Consider the following 20,459-nt stretch of genomic DNA (forward strand, 5'->3'; position numbering starts at 1 on the left):
GGCAGGCGAAGACCCCCGGCCCCGGGGCCTCGCCCTAGATCTGCGCCCGGGGCTCTGCGCCGCCGCCCGGCGCCATGGCTGCGCCGGCCATCATCCCTGCCCACTGGCTCAGGTTGCCCTGCACCTGCTGCAGGTTGGCCCCGTTGGCCTGGGCCGGCACGTACCACCCGCGCTGGATCATGATCCGCGCCACCTGTTCCTGGGCGCGGATGGCGTCGGCGCACGCCTGCACGAAGTGCTGGCGCAGCGACGGGTCGGACGACTCGCAGGCCGCCATGGCCGCCTGCATGGCCTCCATCTTGAGGCTGTTACTGCAGCGCATCGCGATCGCCATGTCGGACATCATGTCGGGCACGTCGCTCCCCTTCCTCCTCCGATCGGATCCGCCCCTGGGCCTGCGGCCGCGGCTAGTGCGGCTGCGCGCCCAGCATCTGCTGGATCTTCTGCACGCTCTGCCGGTGCCGCTGCGCCTCGCTCTGCAGGAACTGCCGCAGCTGCGGGTCCTGGCAGCTCTGGGCCTCCAGCATGGCCGCCTGGGCGCTCGCCGCCGCCCCGCGCAGGGCCTCGGAGAGCATGAGGGCCTCGGCCGCCGTGTACTGATGCACGCTCGACACCTCCCGCCGTTAGCTTGCGCGCCCGGGCCGCCGCCATACCCGGGCACGGCCGGGCGGCCCGGAGGGGAAGCGGCCCGGGGCCGTGCACCGCGGTCAGGCCGGGTGGATCGGGATCTGCGGGAGCTTCGGGACCCGGACGTCGATGGTCGTGCCGTCGTACGTGGCCCTCGCCCGGGAGGTGTCCACCGGCGCGGGAAGCGGCACCAGCGTGCGGAACTCCCCGTACGACGTGCTCATCCGGGCGGCTCCCGGGCGCTCCTCCCGGTACTCCTGGCGGGCCCGGCCCGCCAGGTACACGGCCCCCGGGCCCACGCGTACGTCCAGGGACGCGGGGTCGAAGCCGGGGGCGTGGACCCGCACGGCGACCTCGCTGCCCAGGTCGTCGACCTGCACCGCCGGTGACGGAGCCCAGGGCCAGGCGGAAGACAAGAGCCCCCACGCGTGCCGGAGCATCCGCGTCATGTCCTCTGCCAGGCTCTCCAGGTCGCGGCGCATCTCCGCGAACCAGCTGTCCGGGCCACCCCCCGGCCAGGGCTGGATGGGCAGGTTATGCATTGTCCATGCGCCTCCCGCGGGGTGAGATCGGTAACAGTTTATGTTGCCGCCACCCCGCGTGGGCCGGGCGCAGAAGGGTGGCAGAGTGGTAGACAATATCTCAGAGGTGGAAGAAAATCGTGCATGGGAATACGGTATCATGCAGGGAATTCGCGGGCCGCGTCGTATTCTCGTGCCATTAACCTTACACGCACCTGACAAGGAGGCGTCCCCCTGTGCGTGCGGTGCAAGAAGATTTGCGTAACCCCTTCCGGATCGCCCAGCAGCAGGTTCGCCACGCGGTCGACGCGCTCGGCGCCGACGAGCGCGTCTATGAGATCCTGAAAGCGCCGCAGCGCACGGTGGAAGTCCAGATCCCGGTCCGCATGGACGACGGCCGGCTCCAGGTCTTCACCGGATACCGCTGCCAGCACCTCCGGTCGATCGGCCCCACCAAGGGTGGCATCCGGTTCCACCCGCAGGTCACCCTGGACGAGGTCCGGGCCCTGTCGATGTGGATGACCTTCAAGACGGCCGTGGTGGGACTTCCGTACGGCGGCGCCAAGGGCGGCGTGATCGTCGACCCGAAGCAGCTCAGCGAGCGGGAACTCGAAGCGCTGGCGCGCGGGTACATCCGGGAGATCGCGCCCGTCATCGGTCCCGAGCGCGACATCCCGGCGCCGGACGTCAACACCGACGCCCGCATCATGGCCTGGATGATGGACGAGTACGAGCGGACCCGGGGCGGCGGCGCCTTCCCCGGCGTCATCACCGGCAAGCCGCTGGTGCTCGGCGGCTCCGAGGGCCGGGCCGCGGCCACGGGCCAGGGCCTCGTCTACACGGTCCGGGAGGCGGCCGCCCGCCTTGGCGTCCCGCTCGCCGGCGCCCGGGTGGTCATCCAGGGGTTCGGCAACGCGGGCACCTTCACGGGCACGCTGCTGGAGCAGATGGGCGCCCGGGTCGTCGCCGTCAGCGACTCCCGCGGCGGCATCTTCTCCCCGAAGGGCCTCAAGATGGCCGACGTGATCGAGCACAAGCGGCGGACCGGCTCCGTCGTCGGGTTCCCCGAGACCGAGGCGGTGACGCAGCAGGAGCTCCTCCAGCTGGAGTGCGAGATCCTGGTCCCTGCCGCCCTGGAGAACCAGATCACCGGCGAGGTCGCCCGGGGCATCCGCGCCCGCATCGTGGCCGAGGCGGCCAACGGCCCCACCACGCCCGACGGCGACCAGGTCCTCGCCGAGCGCGGGATCTTCCTCATCCCGGACATCCTGGCGAACGCCGGGGGGGTGACCGTCTCCTACTTCGAGTGGGTGCAGAACCTGAGCGGGCTCTACTGGACGGAGGCCGAGGTGCTGCACCGCCTGGAGGAGCGCATGGTCGCCGCCTTCCACAGGGTGACGCGGACCGCCGAAGGGCGGGGCCTCGACATGCGCACGGCCGCCTACGTCGTGGCCGTCCAGCGGATCACCGAGGCCCTCAAGGCGCGGGGTCTCCTGGACTGAGCGCTGCCAGGATGGCGGCCTCGTGCTCCGGCCGGAGGCCGCCGGTGACCAGATCCGCCAGAACGCCGGCCAGCGGGGCCACCCGGTCCTGCTGGCCGGCTTCCGTCAGCCGCGCCGTGGCCAGGTGGCCCAGCGCCAGCCAGTACGCGTCCTCCGGCCCGAACCCCGGGGCCAGCGGCGCCTCCGTCCGCTGCCAGCGTCCGTCGCGCCGTTCGTAGAGGGGCCACAGGAGGCCCAGGGCGTCCAGGAGGGCCAGCTCGTCGATGACTTCCTCCACCACGGTGTCCCGCGGCCCTCTCAGCCCGATCCGGTCGGCCAGGGACTGCAGCCGGTCCACGGGTCCCGACTGGCCGCTCAGTTCGGCCAGCACGGCCGCCGCCAGCACCGTGCCCATCCACCAGTAGTCCTCCGGCCCGAAGGGCCGCCCATAGAGGTCGGGGGCCTCACGCAGGGCCCCCCGCCCGCTCTCCAGCACTTCCCGCACCTGCGGGTCCATTCGCGCGCCTTCCCTCCACGCGGGAGCCGGGGTTTGCCCACGCCGCGAGCCGCTCGGCAAGCTCCTGCAGGCGCCGGTCGACCCGGTCGAAGACGCTCCCGGGGGTGAACCCGCCGTCCGGGAGCGGCTCCCCGGCAGGAACGCCGGTGAGGAGCTCGATCCCCTCCTCCACCGTGCTCACGGCCCAGATGTGGAACTGGCCGGCCCGGACGGCGTCCACCACCTCCGGGCTCAGCATCAGGTTCGCCAGGTTCTGCCGGGGGATCATGACGCCCTGGCGGCCGGTCAGCCCCTTCACCTTGCAGACCTGGAAGAACCCCTCGATCTTCTCGTTCACGCCCCCGATCGGCTGCACCTGGCCGCGCTGGTTGACCGAGCCCGTGACGGCGATGCCCTGGTCGACGGGCAGCCCCGACAGCGCCGAGAGCAGGGCGTAGAGTTCGGTGCTCGACGCGCTGTCGCCGTCCACGGGGACATAGGTCTGTTCGAAGGCGATGCTGGCCGAAAGCGCCAGCGGCCGGCGCTGGGCAAAGCGCTCGCCCAGGTATCCCGAGAGGGTCAGCACGCCCTTGTCGTGGATCTGACCGGACATCTGGATCTCGCGCTCGATGTGAAGGATCCCCTTCTCGCCCATGTAGACGCGTGCGGTGATGCGGCTGGGGGCGCCGAAGCTGTAATCGCCGATCCGCATCACCGTGAGCCCGTTCACCTGGCCCACGACCGCCCCGTCCACGTCGACGAGGAGGATCCCCCGCTCGATGAGCTCACGCGTCCGCTCGGCCGGCAGGGCAGAGCGCTCCGCCTTCTCGGCGATCGCCCGGTCCACGTGCACGGCCCGCACCACGGGGCTACCGTCGGCCGCCGCCCAGGCGTCCGCCTCGTAGATGAGCTCGACCAGCTCGTTGAAGCGGGCGGAGAACTTCTCCCGGTCCTCCGCCAGGCGGTGGCTGTGCTCCATCACCCGGGCCACCGCTCCGGCGTCCAGGTGCCGGAGGCCGTCGCGCCGGCACACCTGGGCGATGAACGAGGCGTAGCCGCGCACGGTCTCCGGGACGACCGGCATGACCGTGTCGAACTCCGCCTTGAGCTTGAAGAGCTTGCGGAACCCCTCGTCGACGGCGTAGAGCAGGTGGAAGAGGTGCGCGCTGCCGATGAGGATGACCTTGACGTTCAGGGGGATGGGCTGGGGGCGCAGCGTCTCCAGGGGTACCAGGCGGAGCTCCTGCCCGGCAGGCTCGATCCGCACCTCGCGGCTCGCCAGCGCCCGCTTGAGCGCGTCCCAGGCGAACGGGCTCTGCAGGAGGTCGGCGGCCTGCAGGATCAGGTAACCGCCGTTGGCGCGGTGGAGGGCCCCCGCCTTGATGCGCGTCACGCTGGTCTGGAACTGCGTGCCCGTCCCGGTGTACTCCACCTTCCCGAAGAGGTTGGTGTACGTCGGGTTGGTCTCCACCACGACCGGGGCGCCCTTCTCCCCGTCCCGCGTCACGAACACGTTGACGCGGAAGCGGGCGAAGGGGTCCGGCCTCTGGCCCGGGCGGAGCTCCTCCGTGGCTTGGGGCGGCAGGGGGGCACCGGGGTTCTGGCCCAGCCGCATCCCGCCGATGAGCTCCTCCTGAACCCGCTCGAGCCACGCCACGACCTCCGGCAGCCCGGTGTAGCGGGCCTTGATCCGCTCCATCACCGGGTGGACGGCCGCCCTCGCCACGGCGGCGTCCAGGGTACGCAGGCTCTCCTGGACGCTCTTCTCGAGCTCCCACATCTGCCGGCTGGCCTCGGCGATCGCCTCCCGCATCTGCTCGGCTCTGCGGGCAATCTCGCGCCGCCTTTCCGGATCCAGCGTGTTGAACTCCTGCTCGGTCAGGGCCTGGCCGCGCAGCACCGGCACCGGCATGTACCCCTGCTCGGTCTGGGTGATCAGGAATCCCTGCTCCTGCGCGGTGGCCTCCAGCCGGGCGACCACCTCGGCCATCTGCGCCCGCGCCCGGCGCACCAGTTCTTCCCGCTGCTCCGCGTGCTCCTTGCTCTCCAGGGCGCGGCCGGCTGCGACGACCGCGTCGTGCAGCATCTCGTCGACGTCGCGGGCGAGCTGCGGCCCGACGCCCGGCGGGAGCCGCAGAGCCTGCGGCTGGTCCGGCTGGTCGAAGTTGCACACGTACACCCAGTCGTCCGCGGGCGGCTCGGCCTCCGCCCGCCGGGCGACGAGGGACCGGGTGTAGCTGGTCTTGCCGGTGCCGGGCGGGCCGGCCACATAGATGTTATACCCCGGCATCTTGATGGCCAGACCGAACTCCAGGGCCTTCACGGCGCGCGCCTGACCCACGAGTCCGGTGAGCTCGGGCAGCTCCGCGGTGGTCGCGAACCCGAGCTCGGCGGGGTCCCACGTGCGGCGCAGGTCTTCGGGTGCGAGCGCCAGCCGCTCTCTCACGTCGTGGCGGCCGCCGGGGACCGCAGGCGAGACCCCGGCAGCCTCCCTCCTCTCCGGACGGGTGACCGGTCGCACCTCGTATTTTACAGTACTGAGTTGTTCGTTGTGGGTTGTGAGTTGTACGTTGTGCGGTGCGCGTATCCACGCCGCGGGTACCTTGCGCCTCCACGACGCGCCCAGGGGGCCGCGCCCGCCCCGGAGCCCCGCCCCACAAACGAACCCCCGCACTGCGAGCGGTGCGGGGGCCACGTTCCACTCACAACTCACAACTCACTGCTCACTGCTCACGACTACTTTCCGGCTTTCCCACCGCTGCAGGTAGGGGAATGGGTTGAGGGTGGTGCCGTCCGGCCGGTACAGGCCCACGTGCAGGTGCGGGACGAACTTGCCCTCGGTGCCCTCCGGACCGTACCCCGTGTTGCCCACGTAGCCGACCAGCTGCCCGGCCTTCACCCGGGCCCCTTCGTACAGGCCCGGCCCGTAGCCGTTCAGATGCGCGTAGTACAGGCTGATGCCGGGCGCGGCATCCAGGGCAACGGTGAGGCGCCACCCGCCATACTCGTTCCAGCCGATCCGCACCACCTTGCCCGAGCCCGCCGCGACCACCGGGGTGCCCTTCGGCGAGAGGATGTCGATCCCCTCGTGCCGGCGGCTCACCTGGCCGTCGGGCGACCAGCTCCGGGGGTCCCCGTAGTTGTCCTGCAGGGGCTCGTACTTGGCACCCTGCGGGAACGGGAAGACGAAGGCCGGGCTCGCCAGGGGATCGCCCTGGACGGCCCCGGCCTGCGGCCGGGTGCGGATGCCCATCGTCTGACCGTCCCAGGTCACGGGGTAGCCGAACTGCGCGGCCACGAACCAGGTGGGCACGTAGATCTCGCCGCCGAGCAGCGCCGGCCGGCCGGGAGCCTCGAGGCGGGTCCCGTTGTGGAACGCGGTCCGGCTGTCCTGCCACAGCGCGAGCGCGTGCCCGGGCGCGGAAAGCTCCACCCGGCGGTCACCCGGGTCCCAGTGTGGGGTCAGGCCCAGGGCCCGGGCCAGCGGCCAGGTGGAGCTGAGAAGCTGCCCGTCGCGCAGGAAGGGTTTCGCCCCCGCCACCGGGGTACCGTTCACGACGACCTGGTACGGACCCGCTGCCAGCGCGGGAAGGGCAGGGAGCCAGGCAGCCACGGCAAGGGAAAGGATGCGGGCGAGACGGCGCCGCCACGCGTGGTGCATGCGGATCACCTGCGGAGGATTTGGTAGGTACCGGGAAGACGGCCGTCTGTTCCCTGACAACCTCTATTCTATCTGGATGTGGTCAGTCGAGACAATAACGGTTGATGAGGAAAATGTTCCCATGCGCGCATGAACGGGCGTGCAGCCTCCGCACGGAAAAAACGGCCGGTGGGCGGCGCCATCGCCGCCCACCGGCCCGCGGCCGGCCGGGACGCTCACAGGAGCCCCATCTGACGGGCCTTCTTCAGCCGGTCGCTCATCATGTCCGGCGTCCACGGTGGGTCCCACACCAGCTCCACGTGGACGTCCTCCACGCCGGGCAGGCTCCGCAGCACGGCTTCCGCCTGCTGGGTGATCATCGGGCCGATCGGGCACGCCGGCGTGGTGAGGGACATCGCCACGAACACCTTGCCGCCGTCGATCTGCACGTCGTACACGAGGCCGAGGTCGACCACGTTGATGTGGAGCTCCGGGTCCTTGACGACCTCGAGCGCCTTCATGACCTCCTCGCGGGTCGGCACCCCACCACCCCCTCAGCCGACGGAGCCCTCCATCTCGAGCTCGATCAGGCGGTTCATCTCGACCGCGTACTCCATCGGCAGCTCCTTGGTGAAGGGCTCGATGAAGCCCTGGACGATCATCTGGGTCGCCTGCTGCTCGGAGATGCCGCGGCTCATGAGGTAGAACAGCTGCTCCGCCGAGACCTTGGACACCGTGGCCTCGTGCTCGATGGCCACATCCTCCTCCGCGATCTCCATGTAGGGGATCGTGTCGGTCTTGGACGCCGGGTCGAAGATCAGGGCGTCGCAGTTCACCTTCACCTTGCTGCCCTCGGCGCCCTTGTGCACCTGCACCAGGCCCCGGTAGGTCGTGCGGCCGCCGTCCTTGCAGATGGACTTCGAGGTGATGGTGCTCGAGGTCCGCGGCGCCAGGTGGATCACCTTGGCCCCGGCGTCCTGGTGCTGGCCCTTGCCGGCGAAGGCGATGGAGAGGATGTCCGCCTTGGCCCCGGGCTCGCGCAGGATGACGGCCGGGTACTTCATGGTGACCTTGGAGCCGATGTTGCCGTCGACCCACTCCATGGTGGCGTCGGCGTACGCGACGGCCCGCTTGGTCACAAGGTTGTACACGTTGTGCGACCAGTTCTGGATCGTGGTGTAGCGGCAGCGGGCGCCCCGCTTCACGATGATCTCGACCACCGCGCTGTGGAGCGAGGAGGACGAGTACGTGGGCGCCGTGCAGCCCTCGACGTAGTGGACGAACGCACGCTCGTCGACGATGATGAGGGTCCGCTCGAACTGGCCCATGTTCTCCGCGTTGATGCGGAAGTAGGCCTGCAGGGGGATCTCCACGTGCACGCCCGGGGGCACGTAGATGAACGAGCCGCCCGACCACACGGCGCTGTTCAGGGCTGCGAACTTGTTGTCACCGGGGGGGACCACGGTGCCGAAGTACTGCCGCACGAGGTCCGGGTACTCGCGGACGGCGGTGTCGGTGTCGACGAAGATGACACCCTTCTCCGCCAGGTCCTTGCGGATGTTGTGGTACACGACCTCGGACTCGTACTGGGCGCTGACTCCCGCCAGGAACTTGCGCTCGGCCTCGGGGATGCCCAGGCGGTCGAAGGTGCGCTTGATGTCCTCCGGCACCTCGTCCCAGCTGCGGCCCTTCTTCTCGACCGGCTTCAGGTAGTAGTAGATGTCGCCGAAGTCGATCTCACTCAGGTCTGCGCCCCAGGTGGGCATGGGCTTCTTCAGGAAGATGTCCAGCGCCTTGAGCCGGAACTCCCGCATCCAGTCGGGCTCGTTCTTGTGCCGGGAGATCTGCTCCACGATCTCGCGGTCCAGGCCCTTGCGGGTCTTGAAGACGAACTGCTCCGGGTCACGGAAACCGTACTTGTATTCTGTGCCCAGGATCTCCAGGGCTTCCTTGGCCATGTGTGTTCACGACCTCCCCTCGGGGTCGAGCCCGCTCATCCCCATCTCCACCGCGTTCCAGGCCAGCGTGGCGCATTTGATCCGCACCGGGTACCGGGCCACCCCCTGGAGGCTCTGGATCTCCCCCAGGTCCCGGAACGGCCCGGCGTCCCCCCGCATCATGGCCCGGAACCGCTCCATGATGCGGCGGGCTTCCTCCAGGGTCTTGCCCTTCAGGGCCTCGCTCATCATGGAGGCGGACGCCATGCTGATGGAACACCCACGGCCCTGCCACCGCACCTCTCGGAGGCGGCCCTCCTCGACCTTGAGCTGCAGGTCGATCGTGTCCCCGCAGGTCGGGTTCTCGAGGTGCACCGTGGTGTCCGGGTCCGGTAGCAGCCCCCGGTTCCGGGGACGGCTGTGGTGGTCCAGGATCACCTGCTTGTAGAGCTCCTGCAGCGGGATGCTGTACCTGTCTTCAGACGACATGGCGGAAGAACTCCCTTGCCCGCGCCAGGCCGGCGACCAGGCGGTCGATATCTTCCTCCGTATTATACACGTAGAACGACGCCCGGTTGGTGGCAGGCACTCCCAGCACCTCGCGGTGCAGCGGCTGCGTGCAGTGGTGGCCGGCCCGGATGGCAATGCCCTCGCCGTCCAGGACGGTGGCCACGTCGTGCGGGTGCACGTCTCCCAGGTTGAAGGCCACCAGCCCCGCCCGGGGCTCGCGGGGGCCGTAAACGGTGACGTCGGGCAGCTCGGCCAGGCGCTCGAGCGCGTACCGCACCAGCGCCTCCTCGTGCTCCCGGATGGCGGCCGGTCCGCCGATGGCGCGGATGTAGTCGACCGCCGCCGCCAGGCCCACCGCACCGGCGACGTTGGGCGTGCCGGCCTCGAACTTCCACGGCAGGTCGTTCCAGGTGGCCCCCTCGTAGGTGACCGACCGGATCATCTCGCCCCCGCCCAGGAGCGGCTGCATCCGCTCCAGGAGCTCGCGCTTGCCGTAAAGGACGCCGATCCCCATCGGCCCCATCATCTTGTGGCCGGAGAAGGCGAGGAAGTCGGCGTCCAGCGCCTGCACGTCCACCGGCATGTGGGGCACGGACTGGGCGCCGTCCACCACGACGATGGCCCCGGCGGCGTGGGCGGCGGGGATGATCCGCTCGATCGGGTTGATCGTGCCCAGGGTGTTCGAGGCGTGGGCGATGGCCACCACCTTGACGCCGTCGAGCATCTCGTCCAGCCGGCGCATGTCGAGCGTCCCGTCCGGCAGGAGGGGGAAGTAGCGCAGGCGGGCCCCCGTGCGGCGGGCGACGAGCTGCCAGGGCACCAGGTTCGAGTGGTGCTCCATCGGGGTGAGGAGCACCACGTCCCCGGGGTGCAGGTGGTCGAGGCCCCAGGCGTAGGCGACCAGGTTCAGCGCCTCGGAGGCGTTGCGCACGAAGACGCAGGTCGCCGGGTCGGGAGCGCCGATGAAGGCGGCCACCTTCGCCCGCGCCTCCTCGTATGCGGCGGTCGCGGCCTCGCCCAGGGTGTGGATCGAGCGGTGCACGTTCGCGTTGATGGTCTCGTAGTACCGCGCGATGGCGTCGATCACCGCCCGCGGCTTCTGCGTCGTCGCCGCGTTGTCGAGGTAGACGAGCGGCTTCCCGTTCACCTCGCGCGCCAGGATCGGGAAATCCTGGCGGATCTTCTCAATGTTCATAGGCCCAACTTCCCGTCGATCAGACTCTCGATCTCGGAACGAAGGCCAGTACCCTGGGCCGCCTCGAGGAGCGGCTGCAGGAAACCCATCACGATCAGCCGCTTGGCCCGGTTCTCCGGGATGCCGCGAGAGCGCAGGTAGAAGAGCTCCTCGTCGTCCACCCGGCCGCTCGTGGCGGCGTGGCCGCCCCGGACCACGTCGTCGTCGTCGATGAAGAGGCTGGGGATCGAGTCGACCCGGCAGCCCCGGTTGAGGAGCAGGGCGTTCTCCCGCAGGAAGCACTCGCAGCCCTTGGCCCCCCGCATGATGTGGCCGACGCCCCGGAAAACCGCCCGGGCACTCCCGGCCAGCACGCCCCGCCCCAGGATGTCGCCGGCGCTGCGGTGGCTGCCCGGCACGTGCAGGTCCTCGGCGACCAGGTCGATGTGCTGGTCGCCGCTCCCGAAGAACACCAGCTTCAGGTTGCCCTGGGCCCCGGGCTCGTCGAGCACCGTGCGCTGCTCGGAGCGCACCAGGCTGCCCCCGAAGTCGCCGATCAGCCAGTCGACCCGGGCGTCCTTCTGCACCAGGGCCCTGCGGGTCGTGAAGCTCCACACCCCGGTGCCCCAGTTCTGGACCGAGGCGTAGCGGACCTGCGCGCCCGGCTTCGCCCAGATCTCGACCGCGCCCGCCTGGACGGTCCGGTCCGGGACCGGCGCCGATCCGACGTACTGGGCGACCGTCACCTCCGCCCCCGGCTCGACCACGACGAGCGTGTGGCCGAAGAGGCCCGCCCCGGCGCCGCCCGCCCACTCCACGGTCTGGATGGGCTCCTCGACCCGGACGCCGGCGGGCACGTGGATGAAGACGCCACCGCGCCAGATGGCGGCGTGGAGGGCGACGAAGATGTGTTCGTCCGGCCGGATCACGCGGGACATGAGATGCTCCCGCACGAGGTCCGGATGCTCCCTGGCGGCGGTCTCCAGGTCGGTCACGATCACGCCGTGCGGCAGCCCGGCAGGTCGGGCCGTCACGACGCCGTTCTCCAGGACAAGGGCCTTGCCGGAGTCTGCCACCTTGCGCAGGCGATCCGGCAGCGGGGCGGCGGGGCCTTCGGGGGCGTCGGCCACCACCTCGGCCAGCCGGACCGGGCTCACGTCCGTGCGCCGCCAGTCCTCGTCATGCGGGCCGGGCAACCGCAGGCTCTGGTACACCTCCCACGCCTTCGCCCGGGCCTCGGTCAGCCACTCCGGTTCCCCCCGCTCCCGGGATCGGGCCACCAGGGCCTCCCGGGAGAGTTCTCCCAGCAGGACAGGCATCCTCCCGAATCCTCCTCCGAGATCGTTCACGCCACCTGGGCGCGGACCCAGTCGTAGCCCTTCTCCTCGACCTCGTCGGCGAGCTCGGGCCCGCCGGTGCGCACGATGCGGCCGTCGACCATGATGTGGACCACGTCCGGCCGGATGTGCTTGAGGATCCGGTTGTAGTGGGTGATGATCAGGGCACCGAACGACTCGGACCGCATGCTGTTCACGGTCTTGCCCACGATCTTCAGGGCGTCCACGTCGAGGCCCGAGTCGGTCTCGTCGAGCACCGCGATGCGCGGCTGCAGGAGGGCCAGCTGCAGCATCTCGTTGCGCTTCTTCTCGCCGCCCGAGAAGCCCTCGTTCAGGTAGCGGCCGGCGAACGACTCATCCATCTCCAGGAGCTGCATCTTCTCCAGGAGCATCTCCTGGAACTCCCAGACGCCGATCTCCTCCCCGCGGATCGAGTTCAGGGCGGTCCGCAGGAAGTTCGCCACGGTCACGCCGGGCACCTCGACGGGGTACTGAAAGGCCAGGAACAGGCCGTGGCGGGCCCGCTCGTCCGGCGGCAGCTCCAGCAGGTTCACCCCGTCCAGGAGGACCTCGCCCGTCACCTCGTACGCGGGGTGCCCCATGATCGCCTTGGAGAGGGTCGTCTTCCCGGAGCCGTTCGGGCCCATGAGCGCGTGGATCTCACCACCGCGGACGGTGAGGTTGAGGCCCTTGACGATCTCCCGGTCCTCGATGCGCACGTGCAGATCCCTGATGACCAGTTCCGGCCGCTGCGACACAGTCCTGTCCCCTTTCGCCCGTTTTCACGGTATTAACGTGATATAACGTGATATAATAGAGGAATCCATCGGCCAAGGCGGTGAACACATGCTGCGGGACCCATTCAAGGTGGCCGCCGTCCTGGGCGACCCCACCCGCTACCGGATCTTCGAGCACATCGTCCGCAGGGCTCCCGGCGGCGTGACCGCTCAGGAGATGGCCCAGCGCTTCTCCCTCCACCCGAACGTGGCCCGCATGCATCTGGCCAAGCTCCAGCGAGCCGGCCTCCTCTTCTCCCGGCCGGATCACCGGGGGCGGAGCGGCCGTCCCGTGCACCTCTACTTTCCGACGGGCCGGGCCGCCACGTTCGCGGTGCCGAGCCGCAACTTCGAACTGCTGGCGGAACTCCTCTCGCTGGCGCTGGCCGAGTTCGGCCCGGCCGGCCTCGAGGCCCTGGACCGCGTGGGGGCTGCGTTCGGCCGTCAGGTGGCGGCGGAGGCCGCCCGGGCCGCCGCGCCTTCCCCGGGCTCGGCCCCGGGCCGGGGGCTGGAAACGGCCGCAGAGCAACTGCGCCAGCAGGGGATCGAGATCGAGGTGGCCGGGGAAGCGGGCGCCACGCGGATCACGGTCACCAACTGCGTGTTCCACGAGCTGGCGCTCTCCCACCCGGAACACGTCTGCCGGCTCTGCGCCGCCGTGATGCACGGCCTCGTGAGTGCCTTCAGCGCCACGGCGGATATCCGGGTGCTGGAGAGCCTGCCGCGGGGCGGGGAACGCTGCGAGTTCGCGGCCACCCACCGGTGAGCCGGTGCCAGGCGACCCTCCGGCCGGCAAGCCAACCGAGAATGAGTATTAGACTCGTTCTACGACGTGAGCATACCACAGGGTAGCCGTGGAATCAACACTGCGAAGCCCCGGGGCGTGCTTGCACCGTACGGCCCTTGGCGCCGTGCGTCAGGTCCGTCAACGTGACATAATAGACACCAGGGGCCGCGGGGCTCGCGTCCGCCCCGCGGCATACGAATGCACCCAGGAGGTGGTCCCGGTGGAGGACGTGCGCCCCCGGGCCATCACCCTGATGGTGGTCACCCTGATCATGACGGCGGCGCTCGTGGGCCAGACGGCCAACCTCATGGTGCGCCAGCGCGACCGGTACACCGCGATGGCCCAGGCCCAGCTGTACAGCCGGCTCAAGATCCCGGCGCCCCGCGGCGAGATCCTGGACCGCCACGGCATTCCCCTGGCGACCAACCGGCCGGCCAACGTGGTGTCGATCCGCTACCCCCATTACAAGGATCCGGAACTGCAGAAGCGGCTCTCCGATCTCCTTGGCATCCCGCTTTCCGAGATGCGAAGCACCGTCCAGCGCAAGCTGAGGGAAGGCCGCCACTACGAGCCCCTGACCATTCTGAAGCCCCTCACCCGCGAGCAGTTCGCCATTCTCACCGAGCAGGCCGAGCGCTACCCCGGCGTCCAGGTGGAGACCGTGGCGCTCCGCAGTTACCCCCGGGGGTCCCTGGCGGCCCAGGTGATCGGCTACACCGGCACGCTCAGCCCGGAGCAGGCACGGCTCCCCGAGTTCAAGGACTACGAGGGCAGCGACCTGGTCGGTCAGGCCGGGCTCGAGGCCTACTACGAGCACGAGCTGCGGGGCCGCAAGGGCGAGTGGCAGGTCGAGGTGGACCCGGGCTACCGCCCGACGGCCGACCTGGGGGTGGCGGTCCAGCCTGTCCCCGGCAACAGCCTGCGCCTGACGCTCGACGCCAACCTGCAGTCGGTGACCGAGCGCGCGCTCGAACGCATCATGAAGTACCTGCAGGAGACGCCCAACACGATCGACGGCCGGATCTACCGGAACGCGCGCGCGGGCGCGGCCGTCGTCCTCGACGCGCGCACCGGCGCCGTGCTGGCCATGGCCAGCTATCCGTCCTACGACCTGAACATCTTCGTGCGTCGCGATCCGCAGGAGGTCCAGGCCACCTTCCAGGCTCCCCTGTCCCCGATGCTCAACCGCGCGATCGGCGCCCGCTACTACCCCGGGTCCAGCTGGAAGATGGTCACCCTGGGGGCCGCCCTCGCCACCGGCGCCGTCAAGCCCACCGAGCGGATCCTCGCCGTGGGGCGGTACGAGCCCACCGGCCAGTCGGACTGGCGAAACCACGGCTGGGTGGACGCCGTGCGGGCCCTGCAGGTGTCGAGCAACATCTACTTCTACGAGATGGGCCGGCGGGTCGGGATCGACAACCTGGTCAACTTCGCCAAGGGCTACGGCTTCGGCCAGCGCACCGGCATCGATCTGAAGGGCGAGCAGGATGGGGTGCTGCCGGACGCCGAGTGGCGCGCGCGGTGGGCCCGGGTGACCGGGGAGAGCTGGACCCTGGGCTACACGACCCAGGTGGCGATCGGCCAGCTCGTCGAGGTGACCCCGCTCCAGCTTGCCCGCTACGCGGCGGCCATCGGCAACGGCGGCAAGCTGCTGCGGCCCTACCTGGTCGATTCGATCGTCGACCCGGGCGGCCGCGTGATCCAGAAGACGCAGCCGCAGGTGGTGGGCCAGTTGCCGGTCCCGCCGGAAGCCCTGGCGGTCATCCGGCGCGGGATGGAGGCCGTCACCGAGCCGGGCGGGACGTCGAGCTTCGCCGTCTGGCCGCTGCCCGGAATCCGGACGGCGGGCAAGACCGGGACCGCCCAGTACGTCGGCAAGGACCCGTACGGTGTCTACGTGGCCTACGCCCCCGCCGAGGATCCCGAGATCGCCGTCGCCGTGGTCATCGAGCAGGCCGGGAGCGGGAGCGCCGTCTCCCACGTGGCCCGCGCCATCATGGCGGCGTACTTCGGGGTCGAGCTGCCGGACGGCGATCCGGCGAAGCTGCCGGCGGAGCCCGAGCCCGGATCGCCGGCGCCCGGCGTGGCGCGCTAGCGCCCGCCGGCCGTTTTTTGCCGATTTTTCCCGACTCGCCCCGACCCCGGCCGCTGTCCGCCCGGGAATACTAAGCGCGGCTCCCGTTCCACTTCGCGGAGGTGAAGGGGATGGCGCAGTTCCAGAACCTGGGCGGGCTGAAGCCCGACGAGAACCGCCAGCAGCGGAACCAGCAGAACGCGGCGGCGGCCCAGGCCGCGGGGCTGGGGCAGCAGGCGGGGGCGCAGGCCGCCTTCGGGGGCCCGATGGCCACCGGCGCCGCCGGGGGGTTCACGGGCCAGGCGGCTGGCGGCACGGCGGGCTTCGCCCAGCTGGGCAACCCGCAGGGTAGCGGTCAGGCAGCGGCCCAGGCAGCCGGCGGTAACCTGCAGAGCGGTCTGACCTCGGGCCTCGCCGGATACGAGGTCACCCCGCAGTACCGGCAGGCCCGGAGCCAGCAGAACGCGCAGGCCGCGCAGCAGGCGGGCCTGGGCCAGCAGCGGTAGCCGCGGCCCGGCAGGGACGGGAGAGGCGCCCCGGCGGGAGCCAGGGCGCCTCTCCGACTGCGGAAAGGGAAATCATCCCCCGGCGCCGGTGAGGAGGAAATGCTCCCAGACGCCGGACCAGAACTCGCTCGTGTCGTGGCCCGGCAGGCCGGGACTGACCTCCAGCCCGAGGTCGTCCCGGAGGCGCCGCAGGGCTCCCTCCGCGGTGTCCCTGTCCGGCAGCGTGCCCAGCTGGACGGTGAGATCCCGGAGCGCCTTCTCGCCCCGGCCGCGGAGGGGCGAGCCCGGAAGTTCGTCCATGAGCTGCCGGACCAGCGGGTGCGCGGCGTTCAGCACCCATCCGTCGACGTACGTGAGGAGGGTCTCCGGCCCAGCACCGTCGAAGGGCAGGACGGAGAGCCCGCCCAGACGCCGGGGCTCGGGCGCGCCGCGGCCGTGGACGGCGTAGCTGACCCCGGCGCGGGTGTCGACCACAACGCGCACGGGCCGGTAGTCCCGCTCGAGCAGGGCGTCCATGACCGGGTGCGAGTCCAGGGACGTGTAGAAAGGAAGCCCGGAGCCGGCCGCCCGTGTCAGCCGGAAGTGGCGGTCCCACCAGAAGTCGTCCGCCAGGTGTGCCCCGCTCTCCGGCCACGCCACCCGGTCCTCGCCGACTGGCACCCGTGCCACCTCCGGGTGGCGCAGGACCTCAGCCCACGGGACGAGCGCGCGCTCGCCGCCGCGCCGCAGGGGATAGACGGGCAGCCCGGCCAGGCGGGACCACACGGCGTCCGACCCCGTGGCCGCCGCGTGGCGCCCCAGGTGGGGCACGTCGAGGAGGGTGCCCAGCGTGTCCCCCGTCTGGACGGGGGTGAGCCGGCAGGAGCGCAGGAGATCGAGGAGATCGTCCGCCAGCCGCTCGTCCAGCCGGCGCACCAGCCGGCGGTACGCCTCGTCCTCCACGAACTCGGTGCGGGCGAGCCGGAGCTGAAGCCTCAGCTCCCGGCTCGACAGGTTGAGGTCGAAGGCGACCGCAGGGCCACCCAGGAACGCCGGCAGCCGGTCCCCGACGTAGATGCCGTCCAGGCTGACGGCCCGCGGGAGCCGCCCGGGGTCGAACTCGGCCACCGCCCGGGCCTCGCCCACCCCGGCCGCGACCAGCCGGCCGGGCACCTCCAGGTACCCGTACTCGATGAACCCCCGGACCCCGTCCCCGTCGAACTCCACGCGGCGCGATCGCAACTGGTGCCGTCGCGCCGGGTCACGGAGCAAGTAGTGGGCCGGATCCAGGAGGCGCAACCGGAACCCGGAGCCGTCGTCGGCCGGAATCACCGTCTCCGCCGTCCCGGCCCGCACCCGGATCGGGAACTCCAGGTGGCGGGCCCAGTGGCGGACGACCTGCTCCAGGTCCGGATACTCCACCCCATCCATGAGGTCCAGCTCCAGCCGGGTGCCCACGGGCAGGTCCGGCCGGCACGCGGTCTTTCGGATCGTGCTGTGCAGGCCCTCGATCTCGAGCCGCACCGGATCGGACCCCGGCAGGTGGTGGCGCGTCTCGACGGTGAGCCGTCGGGCCACCAGGAACGCGGAGAGCGCTCCGATGCCGAAGCGGGCGATCGGGCTGAACCCCAGGGGCCCGTACTGCTCCCGGAAGGCGGCCGAACTGTAGTAGCTGCGGCCCACCCGCAGGAAGAAGTCCCGGACGATGGCCTCGCTCATGCCGGCGCCATTGTCCGCCACCACCAGGCGGCCCGGCTCCCACTCCAAGCTGACCTCCGGTTCATACCCGGAAGTGACGGCGCGGCGGAGCCGGCAGGCGTCCACCGCGTTCTGGAGCAGTTCCCGCACGACGACCCGACGGGGATCGGGGTAGATGTTGTTCCCTGCCAGGAGCTCGATGACCTCGTGGCTCGAAAGCTCAAAGCGCAGAATCTCGGTTTCCGGTTCGGACACCCGAATCCTCCTCCGTGCTCGCCGGCCCGCGGACCCGGCTCGTAGATTTCACGGGCCGGGAGCCCGGTTCCTGCCGGAGGAGAATCCGGCGGGCGCCTAGTGCACGGGGGCTTCGACCCGGGCCAGCTCCTCCACCAGGTGCGGGTTCAGGACCCGGACCCGGACCCCGCGCCGGCCCCGGGAGCTCGCCTGCAGGACCCCGGCCGCCCGCAGCTTCGCGAGCGCCTGGACCAGGGAGCTGTGGTGGACGCCGGCCTCCCGCGCGGCCTCGTTGAGGCGAACGGTGGTGGGCTTGCCGGACCAGCCGGACAGGAGGACGTACATCCCGTGGCGCTCCGCCACCGTCAGGCTGGCCACGGCCTGGCGGGCGGACCTGACGAGCCGGCGGTCTTCGGCGTCCTCCGCGCTGCGGCGGCGAACGAGGACCGCGCCGATCAGGGCGGCCGCGCTCTCGGCCAGGAGTCGCTCGGCCTCGCCGAAGGGCCGGCCGGGGTGGCGGAGCACCAGGAAGCCGAACTGGCGGCCTCCCGCCGCCACCGGGACCACGATGTCACCGTCCCGGGCTTCGGGCGCGGCCGAGGTGACGAGCTGCGGGACGCCGCCGGTCACCCGGGCCAGGGTGGCAAGAAGGCTGGCGGGCTCGACGTTCGGGTCGGAGAGCGCCGCCTGGCTGAGGGACCGGACCGCAGCCCGGATGCTGGTCGTAGGCTCCATCGTGATCGGCATCACAAGCCCTCCCTCACCAACTCCGTCCGTCTTATCCTAACGGCCATGCCCGTAGACTCTGCAGACCCCTTTCTGACTAGTTGCAGTGGACCATCCGTTGCATGTTCGGTCTATCACAAGCCCGGCAGGCCGCGGTTTGGCTCGTGTTCCCGGGCTGGGTTGCGGCAGGGATCATCCCGCGGGAAGCGAACGTTTGCTAGACGGAGCAGGCCCAGCCGGAGGGGGAAACGGATTGCCGCCCCACGACCGTCCACGCCCGCACGCCGCGGCCGGCCTCCTGGCCACCCTCACCGCCCTCGCGTTCGGCCTTGCCGCCTGCCGGCCGGCTCCGGCCGCCCCCGCCTCCGCGCAGGGGCTCGCCTCACCGCCGGCGGCCGGAACCGGGTCCGCCGGGCCGCCACCGGCGCCCCCGCCGCGGCGGTTCAACCTCATCATCGCCGGCGGCACGGTGATCGACGGAACCGGTGGTCCGCCCCGGCGGGCAGACGTCGGGGTGAACGGGGACCGCATCGCCGCGGTCGGCGACCTCTCCCGGGACGAGGCGGGGCGCCGGATCGACGCGACAGGGCTCGTGGTGGCGCCCGGCTTCATCGACCCGCACTCTCACGTCTGGGACACGCTCCCCGGTTACGCGACCGACGCGGACACCACCGCCGCCCTCCGACAGGGCATCACCACCTCGGTCGGGGGTGTCGACGGCCGGTCGCGGTGGCCGGTGGGGGCCGGCCTCGCGGACGTGGAGAAGCGGGGTACGGGGGTGAACTTCGCCACCTTCGTGGGACACGGCACGGTGCGGGCGCAGGTGATCGGTCACGCCGGCCGGGCCCCTTCGCCGGCGGAACTCGCCCGCATGGAGGACCTGGTCCGGCAGGCGATGGCCGAGGGCGCGCTGGGGCTGTCGTCGGGTCTGGAGTACGAGCCCGGCCTGCACGCGACGACCGACGAGCTGGTGGCGCTGGCCCGGGTGGTTGCGGCGGCCGGCGGCGTGTACAGCTCCCACGTGCGGGCCGAGCGCCGGGACGTGCTCGCCGGGGTCCGGGAGGCCATCGCGATCGGGCGGCAGGCCGGGGTCCCCGTCAACCTGTCGCACCTCAAGGTCGTCTACCCGTCGCAGTGGGGGCGGTTCGGGGAGCTGATCGCCGAGGTGGAGACGGCCCGGGCGGAGGGCATCACGGTCTTCGCCGACGTCTACCCATACCTGGCGCCCGACTACGCGATGGACGTGCCCCTGGGCGCCGTGTACGGCTCGCTGCCCCCGGAGACCTTGGTCGTGAAGCAGGCGCCCGAGCGCGCGCTGGTGGGCGAGTCGGTCGCCGCGCTCGCCGCCCGGACCGGACGCGACGCGAGGGAGTTCGCCCGCGATCTGGCCCGGACGGGCGGGGTGACGGTAGCCGCGGAGATCGTCCGACAGGACCAGCTCGAGGCGCTTCTCAAGGCGGACTGGACCGTGGTCGGGACCGACGGGGGATCGCCGCCGCTCGAGCCGGACCCGGCCCGGGCGCTCGGCCGGATCCATCCCCGCAGCTACGGCACGTTCCCGCGCGTCCTGCGCTGGACCCGGGAGGGACTCCTTCCCCTCCCGGCCGCCGTCCGGAAGATGACGGGAGAGACCGCCGACCGCCTGGGCCTGACCGGGCGCGGGTACGTCCGGGAAGGCGCGTACGCCGACATCGTCGTCTTCGACCCGGAGACCGTCGCCGACCGGGCCACCTGGTGGGACCCGCAGCAATACCCGGAGGGCATCCTCTACGTCCTGGTCAACGGCCAGGTCGCCGTCGAGCGGGGCGAGCGGGTCCCCGGCATCCGCGCCGGCCGTGTGCTCCGGCACGGCGGCGCGGTCGGGGCGCGCTCCGGGGTGGAAGCCGCAGCGGAAGACACCGGTTCCGATTGACTTCGCGGAGATATGGACCGTACAATGAGGTCACCTTAATACCA

19 protein-coding genes are annotated in these 20,459 nt (G+C 71.1%); 5 read left to right on the plus strand and 14 right to left on the minus strand.

Translation table 11 applies throughout. The annotated features are described in order from the left end of the window. Nucleotides 1–34 precede the first annotated feature (34 nt). The 3 genes from caldi_RS12705 to caldi_RS12715 all read right to left on the minus strand — a co-directional run bounded on the left by caldi_RS12705 (nucleotide 35) and on the right by caldi_RS12715 (nucleotide 1,169). Complete coding sequence (locus caldi_RS12705) at nucleotides 35–346, minus strand: spore coat protein (RefSeq protein WP_264844802.1); 312 nt, start codon at nucleotides 344–346, stop codon at nucleotides 35–37. Nucleotides 347–407: 61 nt separating this feature from the next. Further along, complete coding sequence (locus tag caldi_RS12710) at nucleotides 408–605, minus strand: hypothetical protein (RefSeq protein ID WP_264842127.1); 198 nt, start codon at nucleotides 603–605, stop codon at nucleotides 408–410. 102 nt (nucleotides 606–707) lie between these two features. After that, complete coding sequence (locus tag caldi_RS12715) at nucleotides 708–1,169, minus strand: Hsp20/alpha crystallin family protein (RefSeq protein WP_264842128.1); 462 nt, start codon at nucleotides 1,167–1,169, stop codon at nucleotides 708–710. A 224-nt stretch (nucleotides 1,170–1,393) separates the two neighbouring features. On the opposite strand from caldi_RS12715, the gene caldi_RS12720 reads away from it, so the two are divergent. Next, the gene (locus caldi_RS12720; protein WP_264844803.1) at nucleotides 1,394–2,650 is read left to right on the plus strand and encodes a Glu/Leu/Phe/Val family dehydrogenase; all 1,257 of its coding nucleotides are present in this window, start codon (nucleotides 1,394–1,396) and stop codon (nucleotides 2,648–2,650) included. Here the strand turns inward: caldi_RS12720 and caldi_RS12725 are convergent. From caldi_RS12725 to sufC, 9 genes are all read right to left on the minus strand, one after another. Then, on the minus strand, nucleotides 2,625–3,146 hold the full coding sequence (locus caldi_RS12725; RefSeq protein WP_264842129.1) for a hypothetical protein: 522 nt from the start codon (nucleotides 3,144–3,146) through the stop codon (nucleotides 2,625–2,627). The genes caldi_RS12720 and caldi_RS12725 overlap by 26 nt on opposite strands. Next, a complete protein-coding gene (locus tag caldi_RS12730) occupies nucleotides 3,094–5,571 on the minus strand; it encodes a Lon protease family protein (RefSeq protein ID WP_264842130.1) in 2,478 nt (825 codons plus the stop codon). The genes caldi_RS12725 and caldi_RS12730 overlap by 53 nt, the downstream gene beginning before the upstream one ends. 270 nt (nucleotides 5,572–5,841) lie before the next feature. Continuing rightward, nucleotides 5,842–6,786 (minus strand): peptidoglycan DD-metalloendopeptidase family protein, encoded by a 945-nt coding sequence (locus caldi_RS12735; RefSeq protein ID WP_264842131.1) that lies wholly within the window; start codon nucleotides 6,784–6,786, stop codon nucleotides 5,842–5,844. A gap of 215 nt (nucleotides 6,787–7,001) precedes the next feature. Next, nucleotides 7,002–7,307, minus strand: a complete 306-nt coding sequence (locus tag caldi_RS12740) for a metal-sulfur cluster assembly factor (RefSeq protein WP_264842132.1) — start codon at nucleotides 7,305–7,307, stop codon at nucleotides 7,002–7,004. Nucleotides 7,308–7,319: 12 nt separating this feature from the next. Next, nucleotides 7,320–8,723 (minus strand): Fe-S cluster assembly protein SufB, encoded by a 1,404-nt coding sequence (gene sufB, locus caldi_RS12745; protein WP_264842133.1) that lies wholly within the window; start codon nucleotides 8,721–8,723, stop codon nucleotides 7,320–7,322. A gap of 6 nt (nucleotides 8,724–8,729) precedes the next feature. Beyond that, nucleotides 8,730–9,191 carry a Fe-S cluster assembly sulfur transfer protein SufU gene (gene sufU / locus caldi_RS12750; RefSeq protein ID WP_264842134.1) on the minus strand — a complete coding sequence of 154 codons (462 nt, stop codon included), beginning with the start codon at nucleotides 9,189–9,191 and terminating at the stop codon, nucleotides 8,730–8,732. Further along, entirely contained in the window at nucleotides 9,181–10,407 is a 1,227-nt protein-coding gene (locus caldi_RS12755) for a cysteine desulfurase (protein ID WP_264842135.1), read from the minus strand. Before caldi_RS12755 ends, sufU begins: the two co-directional genes overlap by 11 nt. Next, nucleotides 10,404–11,705 (minus strand): SufB/SufD family protein, encoded by a 1,302-nt coding sequence (locus caldi_RS12760; protein WP_264842136.1) that lies wholly within the window; start codon nucleotides 11,703–11,705, stop codon nucleotides 10,404–10,406. The genes caldi_RS12755 and caldi_RS12760 overlap by 4 nt, the downstream gene beginning before the upstream one ends. Nucleotides 11,706–11,731: 26 nt before the next feature. Next, nucleotides 11,732–12,481 carry a Fe-S cluster assembly ATPase SufC gene (sufC, locus tag caldi_RS12765; RefSeq protein WP_319951757.1) on the minus strand — a complete coding sequence of 250 codons (750 nt, stop codon included), beginning with the start codon at nucleotides 12,479–12,481 and terminating at the stop codon, nucleotides 11,732–11,734. An 88-nt stretch (nucleotides 12,482–12,569) separates the two neighbouring features. Here sufC and caldi_RS12770 point away from each other — a divergent pair, with 88 nt between their 5' ends. The 3 genes from caldi_RS12770 (at nucleotide 12,570) to caldi_RS12780 (ending at nucleotide 15,866) form a co-directional block, all read left to right on the plus strand. After that, on the plus strand, nucleotides 12,570–13,265 hold the full coding sequence (locus tag caldi_RS12770; protein ID WP_264842137.1) for a helix-turn-helix transcriptional regulator: 696 nt from the start codon (nucleotides 12,570–12,572) through the stop codon (nucleotides 13,263–13,265). A gap of 241 nt (nucleotides 13,266–13,506) precedes the next feature. Next, nucleotides 13,507–15,381 (plus strand): penicillin-binding protein 2, encoded by a 1,875-nt coding sequence (mrdA, locus tag caldi_RS12775; RefSeq protein ID WP_264842138.1) that lies wholly within the window; start codon nucleotides 13,507–13,509, stop codon nucleotides 15,379–15,381. Nucleotides 15,382–15,491: 110 nt separating this feature from the next. Then, a complete protein-coding gene (locus tag caldi_RS12780) occupies nucleotides 15,492–15,866 on the plus strand; it encodes a hypothetical protein (RefSeq protein WP_264842139.1) in 375 nt (124 codons plus the stop codon). A 72-nt stretch (nucleotides 15,867–15,938) separates the two neighbouring features. Here caldi_RS12780 and caldi_RS12785 read toward each other — a convergent pair whose 3' ends face one another. Both caldi_RS12785 and caldi_RS12790 read right to left on the minus strand, forming a co-directional pair. Beyond that, nucleotides 15,939–17,798, minus strand: coding sequence for an ATP-binding protein (locus caldi_RS12785; RefSeq protein WP_264842140.1), 1,860 nt, complete (start codon nucleotides 17,796–17,798; stop codon nucleotides 15,939–15,941). A gap of 96 nt (nucleotides 17,799–17,894) precedes the next feature. Then, a complete protein-coding gene (locus caldi_RS12790; protein WP_264842141.1) occupies nucleotides 17,895–18,524 on the minus strand; it encodes a hypothetical protein in 630 nt (209 codons plus the stop codon). 232 nt (nucleotides 18,525–18,756) lie between these two features. Here caldi_RS12790 and caldi_RS12795 point away from each other — a divergent pair, with 232 nt between their 5' ends. Next, nucleotides 18,757–20,415 (plus strand): N-acyl-D-amino-acid deacylase family protein, encoded by a 1,659-nt coding sequence (locus tag caldi_RS12795; RefSeq protein ID WP_264842142.1) that lies wholly within the window; start codon nucleotides 18,757–18,759, stop codon nucleotides 20,413–20,415. The last annotated feature ends 44 nt before the right edge of the window (nucleotides 20,416–20,459 follow it).

Source organism: Caldinitratiruptor microaerophilus (assembly GCF_025999835.1).
GTDB classification, from domain to species: domain Bacteria; phylum Bacillota; class Sulfobacillia; order Symbiobacteriales; family ZC4RG38; genus Caldinitratiruptor; species Caldinitratiruptor microaerophilus.

Coding starts and splice junctions, on each gene's coding strand:
- caldi_RS12790 (WP_264842141.1), bottom strand. CDS start 18,524: ATGCCGATCACGATGGAGCCTACGACCAGCATCCGGGCTGCGGTCCGG.
- sufB (WP_264842133.1), bottom strand. CDS start 8,723: ATGGCCAAGGAAGCCCTGGAGATCCTGGGCACAGAATACAAGTACGGT.
- caldi_RS12755 (WP_264842135.1), bottom strand. CDS start 10,407: ATGAACATTGAGAAGATCCGCCAGGATTTCCCGATCCTGGCGCGCGAG.
- sufU (WP_264842134.1), bottom strand. CDS start 9,191: ATGTCGTCTGAAGACAGGTACAGCATCCCGCTGCAGGAGCTCTACAAG.
- caldi_RS12735 (WP_264842131.1), bottom strand. CDS start 6,786: ATGCACCACGCGTGGCGGCGCCGTCTCGCCCGCATCCTTTCCCTTGCC.
- caldi_RS12780 (WP_264842139.1), top strand. CDS start 15,492: ATGGCGCAGTTCCAGAACCTGGGCGGGCTGAAGCCCGACGAGAACCGC.
- caldi_RS12705 (WP_264844802.1), bottom strand. CDS start 346: ATGATGTCCGACATGGCGATCGCGATGCGCTGCAGTAACAGCCTCAAG.
- caldi_RS12760 (WP_264842136.1), bottom strand. CDS start 11,705: ATGCCTGTCCTGCTGGGAGAACTCTCCCGGGAGGCCCTGGTGGCCCGA.
- caldi_RS12770 (WP_264842137.1), top strand. CDS start 12,570: ATGCTGCGGGACCCATTCAAGGTGGCCGCCGTCCTGGGCGACCCCACC.
- caldi_RS12725 (WP_264842129.1), bottom strand. CDS start 3,146: ATGGACCCGCAGGTGCGGGAAGTGCTGGAGAGCGGGCGGGGGGCCCTG.
- caldi_RS12715 (WP_264842128.1), bottom strand. CDS start 1,169: ATGCATAACCTGCCCATCCAGCCCTGGCCGGGGGGTGGCCCGGACAGC.